The sequence below is a fragment of the Pseudomonas sp. G3-19 genome, assembly GCF_054855875.1.
The window spans coordinates 1,787,654-1,802,778 of sequence record NZ_JBMPIQ010000003.1; the positions used below are offsets into that span (position 1 = coordinate 1,787,654).

15 protein-coding genes and 1 pseudogene are annotated in these 15,125 nt (G+C 60.5%); 8 read left to right on the forward strand and 8 right to left on the reverse strand.

The genetic code is table 11. From position 1 onward, the window contains the following. Window positions 1–34: 34 nt before the first annotated feature. From arsH to ACOYXI_RS08150, 5 genes and pseudogenes are all read right to left on the reverse strand, one after another. Window positions 35–733, reverse strand: coding sequence for an arsenical resistance protein ArsH (gene arsH, locus ACOYXI_RS08130; protein ID WP_461674699.1), 699 nt, complete (start codon window positions 731–733; stop codon window positions 35–37). Between the two features lie 12 nt (window positions 734–745). After that, on the reverse strand, window positions 746–1,216 hold the full coding sequence (locus ACOYXI_RS08135; RefSeq protein ID WP_103368888.1) for an arsenate reductase ArsC: 471 nt from the start codon (window positions 1,214–1,216) through the stop codon (window positions 746–748). 25 nt (window positions 1,217–1,241) lie between these two features. Next, window positions 1,242–1,589, reverse strand: coding sequence for a metalloregulator ArsR/SmtB family transcription factor (locus ACOYXI_RS08140; protein ID WP_095136524.1), 348 nt, complete (start codon window positions 1,587–1,589; stop codon window positions 1,242–1,244). Between the two features lie 185 nt (window positions 1,590–1,774). Further along, window positions 1,775–1,912, reverse strand: a pseudogene (locus ACOYXI_RS08145) (LysR family transcriptional regulator); the annotation flags it as partial. Window positions 1,913–2,034: 122 nt separating this feature from the next. Beyond that, window positions 2,035–2,919 (reverse strand): LysR family transcriptional regulator, encoded by an 885-nt coding sequence (locus ACOYXI_RS08150; RefSeq protein WP_134786700.1) that lies wholly within the window; start codon window positions 2,917–2,919, stop codon window positions 2,035–2,037. A 133-nt stretch (window positions 2,920–3,052) separates the two neighbouring features. On the opposite strand from ACOYXI_RS08150, the gene ACOYXI_RS08155 reads away from it, so the two are divergent. Beyond that, the gene (locus tag ACOYXI_RS08155; protein ID WP_461674700.1) at window positions 3,053–4,720 is read left to right on the forward strand and encodes a GMC family oxidoreductase; all 1,668 of its coding nucleotides are present in this window, start codon (window positions 3,053–3,055) and stop codon (window positions 4,718–4,720) included. A gap of 125 nt (window positions 4,721–4,845) precedes the next feature. Next, window positions 4,846–6,468, forward strand: coding sequence for an MFS transporter (locus ACOYXI_RS08160; RefSeq protein ID WP_027611735.1), 1,623 nt, complete (start codon window positions 4,846–4,848; stop codon window positions 6,466–6,468). Between the two features lie 149 nt (window positions 6,469–6,617). Here the strand turns inward: ACOYXI_RS08160 and ACOYXI_RS08165 are convergent, their stop codons facing one another. Then, window positions 6,618–6,986 carry a DUF427 domain-containing protein gene (locus tag ACOYXI_RS08165; RefSeq protein WP_098964421.1) on the reverse strand — a complete coding sequence of 123 codons (369 nt, stop codon included), beginning with the start codon at window positions 6,984–6,986 and terminating at the stop codon, window positions 6,618–6,620. A 187-nt stretch (window positions 6,987–7,173) separates the two neighbouring features. Continuing rightward, window positions 7,174–8,580 (reverse strand): serralysin family metalloprotease, encoded by a 1,407-nt coding sequence (locus ACOYXI_RS08170; protein WP_461674701.1) that lies wholly within the window; start codon window positions 8,578–8,580, stop codon window positions 7,174–7,176. Window positions 8,581–8,859: 279 nt separating this feature from the next. Between ACOYXI_RS08170 and ACOYXI_RS08175 the strand changes: the two genes are divergently transcribed. From ACOYXI_RS08175 to ACOYXI_RS08185, 3 genes are all read left to right on the forward strand, one after another. Beyond that, a complete protein-coding gene (locus ACOYXI_RS08175; protein ID WP_098964424.1) occupies window positions 8,860–10,791 on the forward strand; it encodes a DNA topoisomerase III in 1,932 nt (643 codons plus the stop codon). Window positions 10,792–10,984: 193 nt separating this feature from the next. Further along, the gene (locus tag ACOYXI_RS08180) at window positions 10,985–11,488 is read left to right on the forward strand and encodes a GNAT family N-acetyltransferase (protein ID WP_134786704.1); all 504 of its coding nucleotides are present in this window, start codon (window positions 10,985–10,987) and stop codon (window positions 11,486–11,488) included. 511 nt (window positions 11,489–11,999) lie between these two features. Continuing rightward, the gene (locus ACOYXI_RS08185) at window positions 12,000–12,329 is read left to right on the forward strand and encodes a hypothetical protein (protein WP_007966852.1); all 330 of its coding nucleotides are present in this window, start codon (window positions 12,000–12,002) and stop codon (window positions 12,327–12,329) included. A 185-nt stretch (window positions 12,330–12,514) separates the two neighbouring features. On the opposite strand, the gene cynR is transcribed toward ACOYXI_RS08185, so the two are convergent. Beyond that, window positions 12,515–13,393 carry a transcriptional regulator CynR gene (cynR, locus tag ACOYXI_RS08190; protein WP_098964429.1) on the reverse strand — a complete coding sequence of 293 codons (879 nt, stop codon included), beginning with the start codon at window positions 13,391–13,393 and terminating at the stop codon, window positions 12,515–12,517. Between the two features lie 119 nt (window positions 13,394–13,512). On the opposite strand from cynR, the gene cynS reads away from it, so the two are divergent. From cynS to ACOYXI_RS08205, 3 genes are all read left to right on the forward strand, one after another. Then, window positions 13,513–13,980, forward strand: coding sequence for a cyanase (gene cynS / locus ACOYXI_RS08195; RefSeq protein WP_097090280.1), 468 nt, complete (start codon window positions 13,513–13,515; stop codon window positions 13,978–13,980). An 83-nt stretch (window positions 13,981–14,063) separates the two neighbouring features. Beyond that, window positions 14,064–14,300: a DUF2790 domain-containing protein gene (locus tag ACOYXI_RS08200; RefSeq protein WP_097090279.1), complete on the forward strand. Its 237-nt coding sequence runs from the start codon at window positions 14,064–14,066 to the stop codon at window positions 14,298–14,300. Window positions 14,301–14,312: 12 nt separating this feature from the next. Further along, entirely contained in the window at window positions 14,313–14,972 is a 660-nt protein-coding gene (locus ACOYXI_RS08205; RefSeq protein WP_135296091.1) for a carbonic anhydrase, read from the forward strand. The last annotated feature ends 153 nt before the right edge of the window (window positions 14,973–15,125 follow it).

A 15,125-nucleotide genomic window follows, 5' to 3' on the forward strand; every position in this document is an offset into this window, starting at 1 on the left:
AATTGGCGGGTTGAGGCTAGAAGGTTTGTGCATTTCAGATCGAGCGCTGATTGACCCGCGCCATCAATTGCTCGGCACTTTCCTTACGCTCGGAATAGCGATCCACCAGAAAATCCTGACGGTCGCGCAGCAGCACGGTGAACTTCACCAGCTCCTCCATCACATCAACCACGCGGTCATAAAACGCTGACGGTTTCATCCGCCCCGCCTCGTCGAATTCCGTAAAGGCCTTGGGCACCGAAGACTGATTGGGGATGGTGAACATGCGCATCCAGCGCCCCAGCACGCGCAACTGATTGACCACGTTGAACGACTGCGAACCGCCGCAGACCTGCATCACCGCGAGGGTTTTGCCCTGAGTCGGACGCACCGCTCCGAGCTCCAGCGGAATCCAGTCGATCTGCGCCTTGAACACCGCCGACATCGCGCCGTGGCGTTCCGGCGAACACCAGACCTGACCTTCCGACCACAGCACCAGCTCGCGCAGTTCCTGGACTTTGGGATGGTCGACCGGGGCGTCATCCGGCAACGGCAGACCGGACGGATTGAAGATGCGCGTCTCGGCACCGAAGTGCTCCAGCAAGCGTGCGGCCTCCTCCACCAGCAGACGGCTGAAGGAGCGTTCGCGGGTCGAGCCGTAGAGCAGCAGGATGCGTGGTTTGTGTTCGTGCGAAGGTGATGTGATCCGGCCTTCGAACAGCGTGTGATCAAGATTGGGCAAGTGCTCTGACATATGTCCTCCGGCTCAGAGGGAGCCGATGCGATCCAGTTCGCGCTGAAGCTCAACGCGGCTGAGTGATTTGAAAGGAAGACCGAGGAAGGTTGCGCAGCGGCGCTCGATGATCGCCAGCGTGGCACGGAACGCGGCATCCACTGCGGCCTCGTCACCGCTCACATCAGAGGGATCTTCCAGCCCCCAATGGCATTTGATCGCCGGGCCGAAGTACACCGGGCAGGTTTCGCCGGCTGCCTTGTCGCAGACGGTGATGACGATGTCCGGCGGGTTGCCTTCAAAGGCGTCGTTGCCTTTGCTGTACAAACCGTCGATAGCGATACCGGCCTGTTGCAGCGTCGTCAGGCTGCGCGGCAACACTTGGCCCTTGGGGAAACTGCCGGCGCTCACCGCCTCGAAACCCTCGCGCGCCAGATGATTGAACATGGCTTCGGAAAGGATGCTGCGGCAACTGTTGGCCGTGCACATGAACAGGACACGCATGGATAGCTCCGGGGATATTTGAAATTCAGCAGCACGCGGTTTCGCGGGCAGGACGGCCGTCCATGTTGTGCAGGCGACAGGCATTGTCCTTGAGCCAATCGGCGTTGGCCGTGGCCGTGACCTTGAGGATCTGGTGAACCCAATCCGGCAGATCCGGGTTGAGCCGGTAATAGACCCACTGACCCTGACGGCGATCGAGCAACAACCCATTGCTGCGCAGTTGCGCGAGGTGGCGGCTGATTTTCGGCTGGCTGTCGTCGAGGGCGCACATCAGCTCGCAGACACACAGCTCACCCTGCTCGGCAATCAGCAAGGTGGCGCGGACACGCGTTTCATCGGCCAGGCTTTTGAACAGTTCGGTGGGGGTGAGCATGGAGGGGCGGGCTCGAACATATGGAAAACCGAATATACGGATATCCATATATTATTCAACCCCAGATGCGATCCCTTGTAGGAGTGAGCCTGCTCGCGATAGCGGCATGACTGTGAAGCAGAAGTCGCCTGATACACCGCTATCGCGAGCAGGCTCACTCCTACAAGGGAATTGTGTGGGCAGGATCAGCCGCGCAACAGGCCTTGCTCCGCCTCGCAAAGACCGACGACATAATCCCAGACCACCCGCAACCTTACTGACTTGTGCAGCTCGCGCCGGGTACTGATCCAGTAACTGCGCTCGATGCTGTCATCCGGCAGCAACCGCAGAACCCTGTGGGAGCGAGCTTGCTCGCGAAGGCGTAGTGTCAGTCGATATCTACTTCACAGACATACCGCCTTCGCGAGCAAGCCCGCTCCCACAAGGGGATTTGTGTGAGGCTGGACTAGCCGCGCAACAGCTCCTGCTCCGCCTCGCAAAGGCCGACGACATAATCCCAGACCACCCGCAACCTTACTGACTTGTGCAGCTCGCGCCGGGTACTGATCCAGTAACTGCGCTCGATGCTGTCATCCGGCAATAACGCCACCAGATCCGGATCCGACGCGGCCATGTAGCAAGGCAACACCGCAATGCCCAATCCCGAGCGCGCCGCTTCCTGCTGGGCGATCACGCTGGTGCTATGGAACACCACGCGCGGACTGCGGCAGAAGCTGTTGAGGAACATCAGTTCCTGACTGAACAGCAAATCATCGACATAACCGATCCACGCATGCCGCCCGAGGTCTTCGCGGCTGCGCAACGGCGGTGCGTTGTCGAGGTAGCGTTGGCTGGCGTAGAGCGCCAACCGATAGTCGGTGAGTTTGCGCGTGACCAGCATGTCCGCTGCCGGGCGCTCCAGATGAATGCTGATTTCCGCCTCGCGGTTGAGGATGCTGACGAAGCGCGGCACGGCGACCAGTTCCACTTCCAGCCCCGGATAACGTTCGAACAGGCCGATCATCCGGCTGGCGAGAAACTTGATGCCCAGCCCTTCGGTGACGCCGACACGGATCTTGCCCAGCGGTGCGGTGGACTGGGTGATTTCTTCCTGGGCCAGCAGCGCGACGTTCTCCATGGCTTCGGCGTGCTTGAGCAGCGCCTCGCCTGCCGGGGTCATTTCATAGCCTTGGGCGTGCTGGACAAACAGCGCGGTGCCGAGGCTTTTTTCGATCGCCTCGATGTGCCGGGCCACGGTGGCGTGAGTGGTGTTCAAGCGCCGGGCAGCGGTGAGCAGGCGGCCGCTGCGTTGCAACTCCAGAAAGAACCGCAGGTCGTTCCAGTCGAACATGGGGTGTCCTTGTCAGCTATGGTCAATCCGGGCTGTTTGAAAACGCACAGCGGCTGCGCAAAAACTAACATTCTTTTAACGAAAGCTAACAACTAGAGTGTCCGACAATAAAAACAAAAAGCGAGGTCAGGGAATGCAGACTTCCCTTGAAGAATACGACTACATCGTGGTCGGCGCCGGCCCTGCCGGGTGCTTGCTGGCCAATCGACTGTCGGCGGATAAACAGCAGCGGGTGTTGCTGCTCGAAGCCGGCGGACGCGACAACTACGCATGGATTCACATCCCCGTGGGTTACCTGTTCTGCATCGGCAACCCGCGCACCGACTGGTGCTTCAAGACCGAAGCGCAACCCGGCCTGCAAGGTCGCAGCTTGAGCTACCCACGCGGCAAAGTGCTCGGCGGCTGCTCCTCGATCAACGGCATGATCTACATGCGCGGCCAGGCTGGCGACTATGACGGCTGGGCCGCCGAGGGCAATCCGGGCTGGGCATGGAACGACGTGCTGCCGCTGTTCAAACAGAGCGAAAACCATTTTGCCGGCGCCGCTGAATTTCATGGTGCCAAGGGTGAATGGCGGGTCGAGCAACAGCGGCTGTCATGGCCGATTCTCGACGCGTTTCGCAGTGCCGCCGAACAGAGCGGCATCGCCAGCATCGACGACTTCAACCAGGGCGACAACGAGGGTTGCGGCTACTTTCAGGTCAACCAGAAATCAGGAGTGCGCTGGAACGCGGCCAAGGCTTTTCTCAAACCTGTTCGCGAGCGGACCAATCTGACGGTGCTGACCGGGGTTGAAGTGGATCGGGTGCTGCTGGAAAACGGCCGTGCTTCAAAAGTCAGCGCGCGTCACGAAGGCCAGGTGAAAAGCTTCAAGGCGCGCAAGGAAATCGTCCTCTGCGCTGGCGCCGTGGGTTCGCCGAGCATTCTGCAACGCTCCGGGATCGGCCCGCGTCCGTTACTGGAACGCCTCGGCATCGGGGTGATTCATGAGCTGCCGGGGGTCGGCGGCAATCTGCAGGATCACCTGCAACTGCGCCTGATCTACAAACTGCAGAACGCCCGCACCCTGAATCAGATCGCCGGCAGCGTCTGGGGCAAGATGGGCATGGGCCTGCGCTATCTGTATGACCGCAGCGGGCCGCTGTCGATGGCGCCAAGCCAGCTCGGGGCGTTTGCCCGATCCGGGCCGGAGCAGACTTCCGCCAACCTTGAATACCACGTGCAGCCGCTGTCGCTGGAGCGTTTTGGCGAGCCGCTGCACAGCTTTCCGGCGTTCACCGCGTCGGTGTGTGATCTGCGTCCGCAGAGCCGTGGCCGCATCGACATCCGTTCGGCAGACCCGCAGGAAGCACCGCTGATTCAACCCAATTACCTCAGCCATCCTGAAGACCTGCGCGTGGCCGCCGACGCGATCCGCCTGACCCGCCGCATCGTCAGCGCCCCGGCCCTGCAAGCGTTCAAACCGGTGGAATATCTGCCCGGCGACAGCCTGCAAAGCGAGGAGCAATTGCACGAAGCGGCGGCGCGCATCGGTACGACGATTTTCCATCCGGTCGGCACCTGTCGCATGGGCAGTGACGCTGACGCGGTGGTCGACGCGCAATTGCGCGTGCATGGCGTGCCCGGCCTGCGCATCGCCGACGCCTCGATCATGCCGCGCATCACCTCAGGCAACACCTGTTCGCCTACGCTGATGATTGCCGAGAAGGCGGCACAGTTGATCCTTTCAGGACCTGTTCACACCCCCAATGTGGGAGCGGGCTTGCTCGCGAAAGCGGAGTGTCATTCACCCATGATTTGACTGACACAGCCCCTTCGGGAGCAAGCCCCCTCCCACAGGAATCAACAGCATTCAAGGCAACGCGCAACACCCGGACACGCAACACCAGTGGAACAACAAAAACAATCACTGTGAGGGATACCGACATGTCAGAACACGCTCAGCCGCTGGACGCCGCGAGCGGCGCCAGCACCAGCAATGCCACGCAGAAAGTCATCTTCGCCTCGTCTCTGGGGACGGTGTTCGAGTGGTATGACTTTTTTCTCTACGGCGCCCTCGCGGCGGTGATCAGCAAGCAGTTTTTCGCCGGGGTCAACGACACCACCGCGTTCATCTTCGCGCTGATGGCCTTCGCCGCCGGGTTTATCGTGCGGCCGTTCGGGGCGCTGGTGTTCGGTCGGTTGGGGGACATGATCGGACGCAAATACACCTTCCTCGCCACGATCATCCTGATGGGTATCGCCACGTTCTGCGTCGGCCTGTTGCCGACCTACGCCAGCATCGGCATTGCCGCGCCGATCATTCTGGTGGTGCTGCGCATGCTTCAGGGCCTGGCGCTGGGCGGCGAATACGGCGGCGCTGCGACCTATGTGGCGGAACACGCGCCAATCGGCAAACGCGGTTTCCACACCAGCTGGATTCAGTCCACCGCGACCCTCGGCCTGCTGCTGTCGTTGCTGGTGGTGCTCGGTTGCCGCTACTTCACTGGCGATCAGTTTGAAGTCTGGGGCTGGCGCATTCCGTTCCTGCTGTCGATCGTGCTGCTGGGCATTTCCACCTGGATCCGCCTGAGCCTGCACGAATCGCCGGCGTACCTGAAAATGAAAGAAGAAGGCAAAGCCTCGAAAGCGCCGATCCGCGAATCCTTCGGCAAATGGGAGAACCTCAAGGTTGTGCTGATCGCGCTGTTCAGCATCAACGCCGGGCAAGCGGTGACCTTTTACGCTGCGCAGTTCTACGTGCTGTTCTTCCTCACCCAGTTCCTGAAAATGGACCCGGCGGTGGCCAACAGCCTGCTGATCATCAGTGTGGTGATCGGTGCGCCGTTCTTCATCATTTTCGGCTGGCTGTCGGACAAGGTTGGACGCAAACCAGTGCTGATGCTCGGGCTGCTGCTGGCCACTGCGCTGTACTTCCCGATCTTCAAATCCCTGGCACATTACGCCAACCCGGCTATCGATCAGGCCAGCCGTCAGGCGCCGATCACCGTGCTGGCCGATCCGGCCACCTGCACCTTCCAGTTCGACCCGGTGGGCAAGGCCAAATTCGACAGCCCGTGCGACAAGGTCAAGACCTTCCTGGTCAAGCAGGGCCTGCCCTACTCCAGCGTCGCCGCCCCGGCGGGCAGCGGCGTGCAGGTGAGCGTCGGCGACGTGAAAATCGACGGCTACGACGAATCGGCCCTGCGCGGCGCGGTGACCCTCGCCGGCTACCCGCAACAGGCCGACCTGCAACAGATCAACAAACCGATGATCGTGGCGCTGATCGTCGCACTGATCATCATCTCGGCCATGTGCTACGGCCCGCTCGCGGCGCTGATGGTCGAACTGTTCCCGACCCGCATCCGCTACACCTCGATGTCCCTGCCGTATCACATCGGCAACGGCTGGTTCGGCGGTTTCCTGCCAACGGTGTCGTTCGCGCTGGTGGTGTACACCGGGGATATTTTCTATGGGCTGTGGTACCCGGTGCTGATTACCGGGGTGAGCCTGGTGGTGGGGATGATTTGTCTGCGGGAGACGAAGAATATCGATCTCGATAAGAACTGAATCTGAAACATGATCCTTTGGTAAAAAAACCTGTGGCGAGGGGATTTATCCCCGATGGGGTGCGTAGCGCCCCCCGTGAAAAAGGGGACTACTACGTAGTCCATCGGGGATGAATCCCCTCGCCACAATTAAATCTCTTCCTCCAGTAACTAAGCGTCAGCCTTGATCACTTCAAACTTCACCTGATCCGGATAAAACGCCACATAGTTCTTGATCGCATCGACCGAGATCTTCGGTTTCTCGTACGTCCACACCGCATTCGCCCCCTCATGCCCCGGCACTTGCAGGCTGAAGTAATTGGCATCGCCCTTGTACGGGCAGTAACTGGTGTGGTCGGTGCGGGCGAAGTATTTCTCGTCGATGTCTTCGCGGGGCACGTAGTACACCGGCGGGTAGTTGGCCTCATGGAGCACCAGCACATGCGAGGACGCCGCGACCTGGATGCCGTGGAATTTCACCAGCAGGCAACCGGGGAGTTCTTCGAGGGTGATGACGGGATTGAGGCCGGTGGTGCTCATTGGGGTTTCTCCAGGGACAAATGAACTGTGGCGAGGGAGCTTGCTCCCGCTGGGCTGCATAGCAGACCCAAATCCGGAAATCGCGCTGCATCAGGTATAACGCGATTTCAGGTTTTGCGACGGCTTCGCCGCCGAGCGGGAGCAAGCTCCCTCGCCACAAGCGTCAGGTTGGCCCTGTCATTTCACATCAAACCACGATATCAGTCGCCACCGCCTGCCCCACCACACCCACGGCAAAGTCAACCTGCCCCTGCCCGGTCAGATCGACCAGCAGCCCGGTCTGACCGTTCTGCGCGTAGTAAGTCAGGATCGCATCGCCCGCGTGGCCGGTGAAACTGCTGACGAAGTTCAGTGACGCCGCCCCCGTGGCAAACGCGGCGATGCCCGAGAGGTCGATCTTGTCCACGCCGCTCTTGAAATCCATGATCCAGTCCGGCTGGTTGTTGGTCGAGTCGCTGGCCGCGCCGAACACGAAGGTGTCTGCGCCCTCGCCGCCCCACAGCACATCCGCGCCGCCACCGCCGTAAAGGATGTCGTTGCCGGCTCCGCCGAACAGATGGTTGACGGCCAAGTTGCCGATCAGCAGGTCATTGCCCGAACCGCCAACCGCATTCTCCACGGTCACGCCATAGGCAATCGATACGTTGCCGACCAGCCCGCCAACGTCAGAGAACGAACCCTCATTGAGGTTGATCTTCTGGTTCTGGGTGAAGCCGGAGAAGTTCAGCGTATCGTTACCGCCACCGTCCCACACTGAGAACACAACTTTCGACGCCGCCGATGTCGCGCTGTAGAAATCGCGGCCGGCGTTGGAGCCGAAACCGTAGGTGGTGTCATCGGCGCGGGTTGCATAGTTGGCGCCATAGAGTTTCTGCACCGCCACGATATCGTCCAGCAACGGCGCGGAGGCGTAGGCGCCGCTGCCGTCCTTGCTGAAGTTCTGGTCGGTGTTGGCTTCGCTCCAGTAGCTCATCAGGCTGTAGCCACGGGTGTCTTCGGCGTACTTGGCGTCGTTGTAGGTCGGACTGCCGTTGCCGGCGTTGTAGGCGCCCGGGTGCGACAGGCCAAGGGTGTGGCCGATTTCGTGGGTCAGGGTCTGACGCCCGTAGTTGTTGGTGTCCGGGGTCTTGTTGACCTGATATTGATTGTTGATCAGGTACCACGACTGACCGTCATAGCTGCCGCCGCTCGGCAGGTAGGCGAACGCTGCGCCGCCGGTGCTGACGTCGTAGTTGCCGAAGGTCATGTGGCCGTCGCCGCCCTTGCCCTCAGTGAACGTGACCTTGGCCACGTCGGCCCAGGATTGCATGGCCAGTATGGCTTGAGCCTTTTGCTGAGCGCTGAACTGGCTGAAGTTGCCTAGGTTCGGGTTGTAGTTTGCCGGTTTCTCGGTAAGGAAGGTGTAGGTCAGGGAGATTTTGCCGTCACCGTTCTTGTCGTGCCACGACAGGTTTTTGCGCAGGATTTCGTCGGCTGCCTGATCGGCGGTGAACGACGGTTTGCCGTTCACCAGGCCGACGCCGCGGTCGTACAGGTGGCTGAAGGCGTTCACTTCGTCATAGGCGCTGCTGGATTTTGCTTTGGCTTGAGCCATGGTGGGACTTCCTTGTTTCAGAGTGGTCAGTGCGTTCGGACCGTGGCGATCTTCTGGCGAGATCGTCCTGTCGCTCGCGTTTCTTAAAGGCCCGACGAACCTGCCATGCCCGGCAAGCGCGGTGCCATTCGATTTCTCGATAGTCGCCCGCGCCGTCCCGGTAATACCGGTCATTCCCGGCAACGTTTTTATCTGTATATCCATACAGATAAAAGTTGCCCCTAGCGCGAACTCCGGCCATTCTGTGCACCTCCAGTGAACTGAACGACGACGGTGGTTATGCGGCTGTACCTCTGTGAAAAACCTTCCCAGGCCAAGGACATTGCGGCCGTGCTCGGCGCAAAGCGTCGGGGCGACGGCTGCTGGCTGGGAACGGACGTCACAGTGACCTGGTGCATCGGCCATCTGCTGGAAACCGCGCCGCCGGATGCCTACGACGCGCGCTACAAGCGCTGGGTGCTGGCGGATCTGCCGATCATTCCCGACAAGTGGAAAATGACCGTCAAGCCGCGCACCGCCAGCCAGTACAAAGCGGTCAAGCGCCTGCTCGGCGAGGCCAGCGAACTGATCATCGCCACCGACGCCGACCGTGAGGGCGAAATGATCGCCCGGGAACTGGTCGAGCACTGCCGCTATCGCGGGCCGATCCGTCGCCTGTGGCTGTCGGCGCTGGATGAGGCGTCGATCCGCAAGGCCCTGGCCGCGCTGAAGCCGGGAGCGGAAACCTTCAGCCTGTACCACTCGGCGCTGGGGCGCTCGCGGGCCGACTGGCTGATCGGCATGAACATGAGTCGCCTGTTTACGCTATTGGGCCGGCAGTCCGGCTATCAGGGTGTGCTGCCGGTCGGCCGGGTGCAGACGCCGACACTGCGGCTGGTGGTGGACCGCGACCGCAGCATCGCCGACTTCGTGCCGGTGCCGTACTGGGCGATCGATGTGCAACTGCTGCACGACGGCACGCCGTTCACCGCGCAATGGCGTGCGCCCTCCGACGTTTGCGACGAGCAGGATCGCTGTCTGAATCAGGCGCTGGCCCAGCAGGCAGCCGCCGCTCTGAACAGCGCCGCCAGTGCGCGAGTGGTCAAACTGCGCACCGAACGCATGCGTGAAGTGGCACCGCTGCCATTCGATCTGGGCACCCTGCAGGAGGTCTGCTCGAAGAAACTCGGTCTCGGCGCCCAGGAAACTCTCGACATCGCCCAGGCCCTCTACGAAACCTACAAGGTCATCACCTACCCGCGCAGCGATTGCGGCTTTCTGCCGCTGAGCCAGCACAGCGAGGCGCCGGGGATACTGGCGGCACTGCGTCAGGCCGACCCGAGCCTTGATGTGTTGAACGGTCACCTCGACCCGCAGCGCCGCTCGCGGGCGTGGAACGACGCCAAGGTCAGCGCCCACCACGGCATCATCCCCACCGCCGCGGCGAAAAATCTCGAACGCCTGAGCGGCAAACACCGGGCGGTCTATACCCTGATTCGTGCGCGTTATCTGGCGCAATTTCTGCCCAACCATGAATACGATCGCACCCAGGCCGACTTCGATTGCGCCGGTGAAGCCTTGCGCGCCGTCGGCAAGCAGATCATCGAACCGGGCTGGAAACGCGCCCTGCCCGAAGCCCTCGCCCCGGCCAAGGGTCGTGAAGCGCCAGCCCCGCAAACCCTGCCGGCGCTTAGCCAGGGTATCGATTGCGCCGTGGCCGGCGTGAACCTCAAGGATCTGTGGACCCAGCCGCCGAAGCCCTACACCGAGGGCGACCTGATCAAGGCGATGAAGAACGTCGCCAAACTGGTGGAAGATCCGCTGCTCAAACAGAAACTCAAGGACACCACCGGCATCGGCACCGAAGCGACCCGCGCTTCGATCATTCAGGGTCTGCTGGATCGAGGTTATCTGGTGAAGAACGGCAAGGCGCTGGCCGCGACGCCTGCAGCCTTCAGCCTGATCGACGCCGTACCCCGGGCAATTGCCGACCCCGGCACCACCGCCATCTGGGAGCAGGCGCTGGACATGGTGCAGAGTGGCGAAATGAGCCTGGAGGAGTTCGTCACCAAACAGGCGGCGTGGATGAGCAAGCAGGTCAGCCGCTGTTCGGCGCTGAGCCTGACCATCAGCGGCCCGCCACCGGCCGGCAAGGCTGCGGCGCCGTGGAAGAAAAAGCGTAAATCGACCCGAAGCAAAACTGCCAGCGCAGCCAAACGCACAGCGAAGTAATGATCAGTCCTGTGGTGGGGGACTCTGTGGTGAGGGACTCTGTGGTGAGGGGATTTATCCCCGATGGGCTGCGAAGCGGCCCCAGCTTTTACTTAAACAAGAGGACTGCTGCGCAATCCATCGGGGATAAATCCCCTCACCACAAGGTATGAGTCGACAATACTGAAGTCGCAATCTTCAGGAATTCCCCCCAATGCCCACTATCGAACTGCACCCCGCCCACCGCGACGAACTGCAAACCATCGAAAACCTCATGCAGTTCTACATGTACGACTTCAGCCAATGGCTACCACTGAAACTCGGCGAACATGGCTTCTTCAGCATTCAGCCGAAAGACGACTACTGGCGCAATCCAGCTACCCAACCGTTCCTGATCTGCGTCGACGGTGAACTGGCCGGCTTCGTGACCGTGGATGACGAAACCCACATCGACGGCGCCGAACACAACATCGGCTACTTTTTCCTCTCCCGACGCTATCGTGGCCAAGGCGTCGCGCAGTTTGTCGTCTCTGCCCTCTTGAGCCGTCTGCCCGGTCAATGGCAGATTTTCCACATCGACGCCAACCTGCCTGCGCAGCGCTTCTGGGCCAGGTTGATCCCCGAATTGACTGGCGGCGCATTCACCCGCCAACAGCGCGCCGTGGACGGTTACCCCTGCACCTTCTACGTCCTGCGCGCCCCCGCATCCGTTGCCTGAACGGATCTTTTCTCATTCCAAAACAGCTTTGTCCGACAATATGTAGTGAACAAAAATAATCACTACAAAACCGTTGACGGCACCGTTTTGCTTTTGCATGATGAAGACGTTCCCCGATCGGGAACATCGGTAACACGCTTGAGCAAACTCGTCTGACCGCCGAGTTGTTTTTTCCGGATACACGCTGCCCACAAGGCAGATTGAAGAAGCTGACCTGGCCTGAACGTCCAGTACAAGGACGAGAAGCGCTGGCGAAAATTCTCAAGACGCTTGTGGTCGACCCTGAAAACGTCGTCAAGGAGCCTCCCGGTTTTCGCTGCTTCTCCTCGTTGTGACGCTATTGCGTAGCAGTTATTCAACACGACTACATGCAACAGACGCATGACCCCGTACTTCACACGGGCGACTGCTGACGTCCTGGTTTCGGTGCCAGGGATCAACTAACCGATGGGCTACCTGTATTAGCGAATCAACTTTGAAAGATCACCAGACTGGTCAAGGGGCAAACATCATGAATCTGAACAATCAACCTACTATCGAAGAACTGGCTCGTATGTTCGCTGCGCAAAAAGACAGCCACGACAGCCACATTCTCTGGATCAGCAAGTCGGGTCAGGTGCATATCGACTGCCTGTCGCCCCACGCTGGTGAAGAAGAATTCGACCGCAGCAACCAGAACCTGCTGGCCCGCCTGAAGATGTACCGCCGCGGCCACGGTTATGTCGGCAAGAAAGCTGCGGCCGACAAGGACTTCATCGGCAATGTGCTGCAGACGCTGAAACAGGCGTGGGATTCGATGCAGAACAAGAATGAAGTTCGGGTGATTGACCGGTTCTACTGAGTTACAACTTCAATAAATAAAAGGGGCCTGCTTCCAACAGAAGCAGGCCCTTTTTATATCCGCAATTCACACACAATCCTGTGGGAGCGGGCTTGCTCGCGAATGGGCCGGGTCAGTCACCATCACCTCAACTGAGACACCGCATTCGCGAGCAAGCCCGCTCCACAGGGGGGCTGTGTTGTTGGTCAGATTTTCGTTTGCAGGACCAGATTCACAAACGCCAGCGCCGCCGCACTGTGGTAATTATTCTGCCGCCGCAACAACGCCGCCCCACGCTGCGGCGCTTCGTTCTCGACGCTCAAGCGACGCAACGCCCGGTCTTCGCTGGCAATCGCTTCGGGCAACATCGTCGCCATCGGCGAATGCCGCACCACCTCCAGCAACGTACTTACCGAGTTCACCTCGATCCGCACCTGCGGCGTGATCCCCTGCTGACGGAAATACTCATCGATCGATAACCGGGTGATGAAATCTGGCGCCAGCAAGGCGAAATCAAGTTGCGCAAGATCACGCGATGTCAGCACCGCACTGCTGTCGTACAGCGGATGCTCGCGCCCGACCATGATCCCCAGGGTTTCAGTAAACGCCGGAATACACTCAATGTCCGGGTGGCGCACCGGGGTAAAGGCAATCGCGATGTCCAGCGAATCGTCCGCCAGCCCAGCCTCGATGTCGTCCATCGACAGTTCGAAAATCTGCAAATGAATACCCGGATAGCGCGCCGCGAAATCGCGCACCAACGGCCCGACCAGATAGGCCATGAACGTCGGGGTCATGGCCAGCCGCAAGCGCCCACGGGACAGATCCTTAACGTCATGCAACGCCCGCTTGCCCGCCTCCAGTTCCACCAGCACGCGCCGCGCACACTCAATGTAAGCCTCACCGGCATCGGTGGGTTTAACGGTGCGCGAGGTGCGGTCGAACAGGTTCACTCCAAGGGATTCTTCCAGTTGGCGGATCTGTTGCGACAGAGTCGGCTGCGACACATGCAACGCCTCCGCCGCCCGGGTGAAGCCGCCGTGATCGGCCACGGCCAGCAGATAACGTAAATGTCGCAACAACATGGGATCACCATCTATAGGCAGGACTTATGTGAAGCATTGTATATCGGTCTTGGACGCTATGGATCAATCGACAGAAGATGGCTCCCACACAGCAAGCCAACCTTGAAAGGAGTGACACCATGCAACAGTCCCACGCCTATAACGATGCCAGCCTGGCCCTGACCACGCGCATTCTCGACATCAAGGCCCGCAAGAATTTGTCATGGCAGGATCTTGCCGATGGCACCGGCCTGAGCCTGGCCTACGTCACTGCTGCCCTACTCGGCCAGCACCCGCTGCCACAAGACGCCGCGCAAGTGGTTGGCGACAAACTCGAACTGGACGCCGACGCCGTTGCCGCCCTACAGATCATCCCGCTGCGCGGCAGCCTCAGCGGCGTGCCGACCGACCCGACCATCTACCGCTTCCACGAGATGATCCAGATCTACGGCACCACCCTCAAAGCCCTGGTTCACGAGCAGTTCGGCGACGGCATCATCAGCGCCATCAACTTCAAGCTCGACATCAAGAAAGTCGAAGACCCGGAAGGCGGCTCCCGCGCCGTGGTCACTCTCGACGGCAAGTTCCTGCCGCTGCGTCCGTTCTGATCCACCCCGGCCCGCACCCCGTGTGCGGGCCCATCCAAACCTCAATTGCCAAGTCGTCACCCCATCTGCCTGGAGGCTGCCCCATGCACAAAATTCTGTTGACCCTGACCCTGCTCGCCGGCCTTGCCGCCCAGGCCCAGGCTGATGAAGAGGCGATTGCCTACCGCTACGGCATGACTCTGGATATTGCTGAAATCGTGAACATCACCCCGGTCGCCGACGTCTGTGGCGTTGTACCGGTCGAGATGACCTACCTCGACAGCCACGGCGCAAAACACATTCTTCAATACAGCGAATTCGGCACCGGCTGTTCGAACTGAGAGGACAACACCATGAAAAACCTGATCGAAGGCTTCCTGAAGTTCCAGAACGAAGCGTTTCCGCAACGCACCGAGCTGTTCAAGCACTTGGCGACCACTCAAACCCCGGGCACCTTGTTCATCACCTGTTCCGACAGCCGCGTGGTGCCGGAACTGCTGACCCAGCAAGAACCCGGCGAGCTGTTCGTGATCCGTAACGCAGGCAATATCGTGCCGTCCTACAGCCCGCATCCGGGCGGGGTGTCGGCGACGGTGGAATACGCGGTGGCGGTGCTTGGGGTGACGGACATCGTGATCTGCGGCCACTCCGATTGCGGCGCGATGACCGCGATTGCCCAGTGCAAATGCATGGATCATCTGCCCGCCGTCAGCGGCTGGCTGCAACATGCCGAGTCGGCGAAAGTGGTGAACGAGGCGCGGCCGCACGCCAATGACGCGGCGAAATTGAGTTCGATGGTGCGGGAAAATGTGATCGCGCAACTGGCGAATATTCAGACCCACCCGAGCGTACGTCTGGCCCAGGAGAAGGGCCTGCTGAACCTGCATGGCTGGGTGTATGACATCGAGACCGGCTCGATCGATGCGCTGGCGGCGGATCGGCGCACGTTTGTGCCGTTGGCTGAGCAGCCAGCGACTTGCGCCATTCAGGCAAACACCAGCGCAGCCGCCTGATACAAATCCGCTGAGGTGAAGAGGAACTTGTGGCGAGGGGATTTATCCCCGATGGACTGCGCAGCAGGCCCGATCTCTTGGGGCCGCTTCGCGCCCCATCGGGGATAAATCCCCTCGCCACAGGGCCGGTGTGCATCAATCGGGATAAGGCGT

Coding starts and splice junctions, on each gene's coding strand:
- ACOYXI_RS08170 (WP_461674701.1), bottom strand. CDS start 8,580: ATGGCTCAAGCCAAAGCAAAATCCAGCAGCGCCTATGACGAAGTGAAC.
- cynR (WP_098964429.1), bottom strand. CDS start 13,393: ATGTTGTTGCGACATTTACGTTATCTGCTGGCCGTGGCCGATCACGGC.
- ACOYXI_RS08200 (WP_097090279.1), top strand. CDS start 14,064: ATGCACAAAATTCTGTTGACCCTGACCCTGCTCGCCGGCCTTGCCGCC.
- ACOYXI_RS08165 (WP_098964421.1), bottom strand. CDS start 6,986: ATGAGCACCACCGGCCTCAATCCCGTCATCACCCTCGAAGAACTCCCC.
- ACOYXI_RS08205 (WP_135296091.1), top strand. CDS start 14,313: ATGAAAAACCTGATCGAAGGCTTCCTGAAGTTCCAGAACGAAGCGTTT.
- cynS (WP_097090280.1), top strand. CDS start 13,513: ATGCAACAGTCCCACGCCTATAACGATGCCAGCCTGGCCCTGACCACG.
- ACOYXI_RS08150 (WP_134786700.1), bottom strand. CDS start 2,919: ATGTTCGACTGGAACGACCTGCGGTTCTTTCTGGAGTTGCAACGCAGC.
- ACOYXI_RS08140 (WP_095136524.1), bottom strand. CDS start 1,589: ATGCTCACCCCCACCGAACTGTTCAAAAGCCTGGCCGATGAAACGCGT.
- ACOYXI_RS08180 (WP_134786704.1), top strand. CDS start 10,985: ATGCCCACTATCGAACTGCACCCCGCCCACCGCGACGAACTGCAAACC.
- ACOYXI_RS08175 (WP_098964424.1), top strand. CDS start 8,860: ATGCGGCTGTACCTCTGTGAAAAACCTTCCCAGGCCAAGGACATTGCG.
- ACOYXI_RS08135 (WP_103368888.1), bottom strand. CDS start 1,216: ATGCGTGTCCTGTTCATGTGCACGGCCAACAGTTGCCGCAGCATCCTT.
- ACOYXI_RS08155 (WP_461674700.1), top strand. CDS start 3,053: ATGCAGACTTCCCTTGAAGAATACGACTACATCGTGGTCGGCGCCGGC.
- arsH (WP_461674699.1), bottom strand. CDS start 733: ATGTCAGAGCACTTGCCCAATCTTGATCACACGCTGTTCGAAGGCCGG.
- ACOYXI_RS08160 (WP_027611735.1), top strand. CDS start 4,846: ATGTCAGAACACGCTCAGCCGCTGGACGCCGCGAGCGGCGCCAGCACC.
- ACOYXI_RS08185 (WP_007966852.1), top strand. CDS start 12,000: ATGAATCTGAACAATCAACCTACTATCGAAGAACTGGCTCGTATGTTC.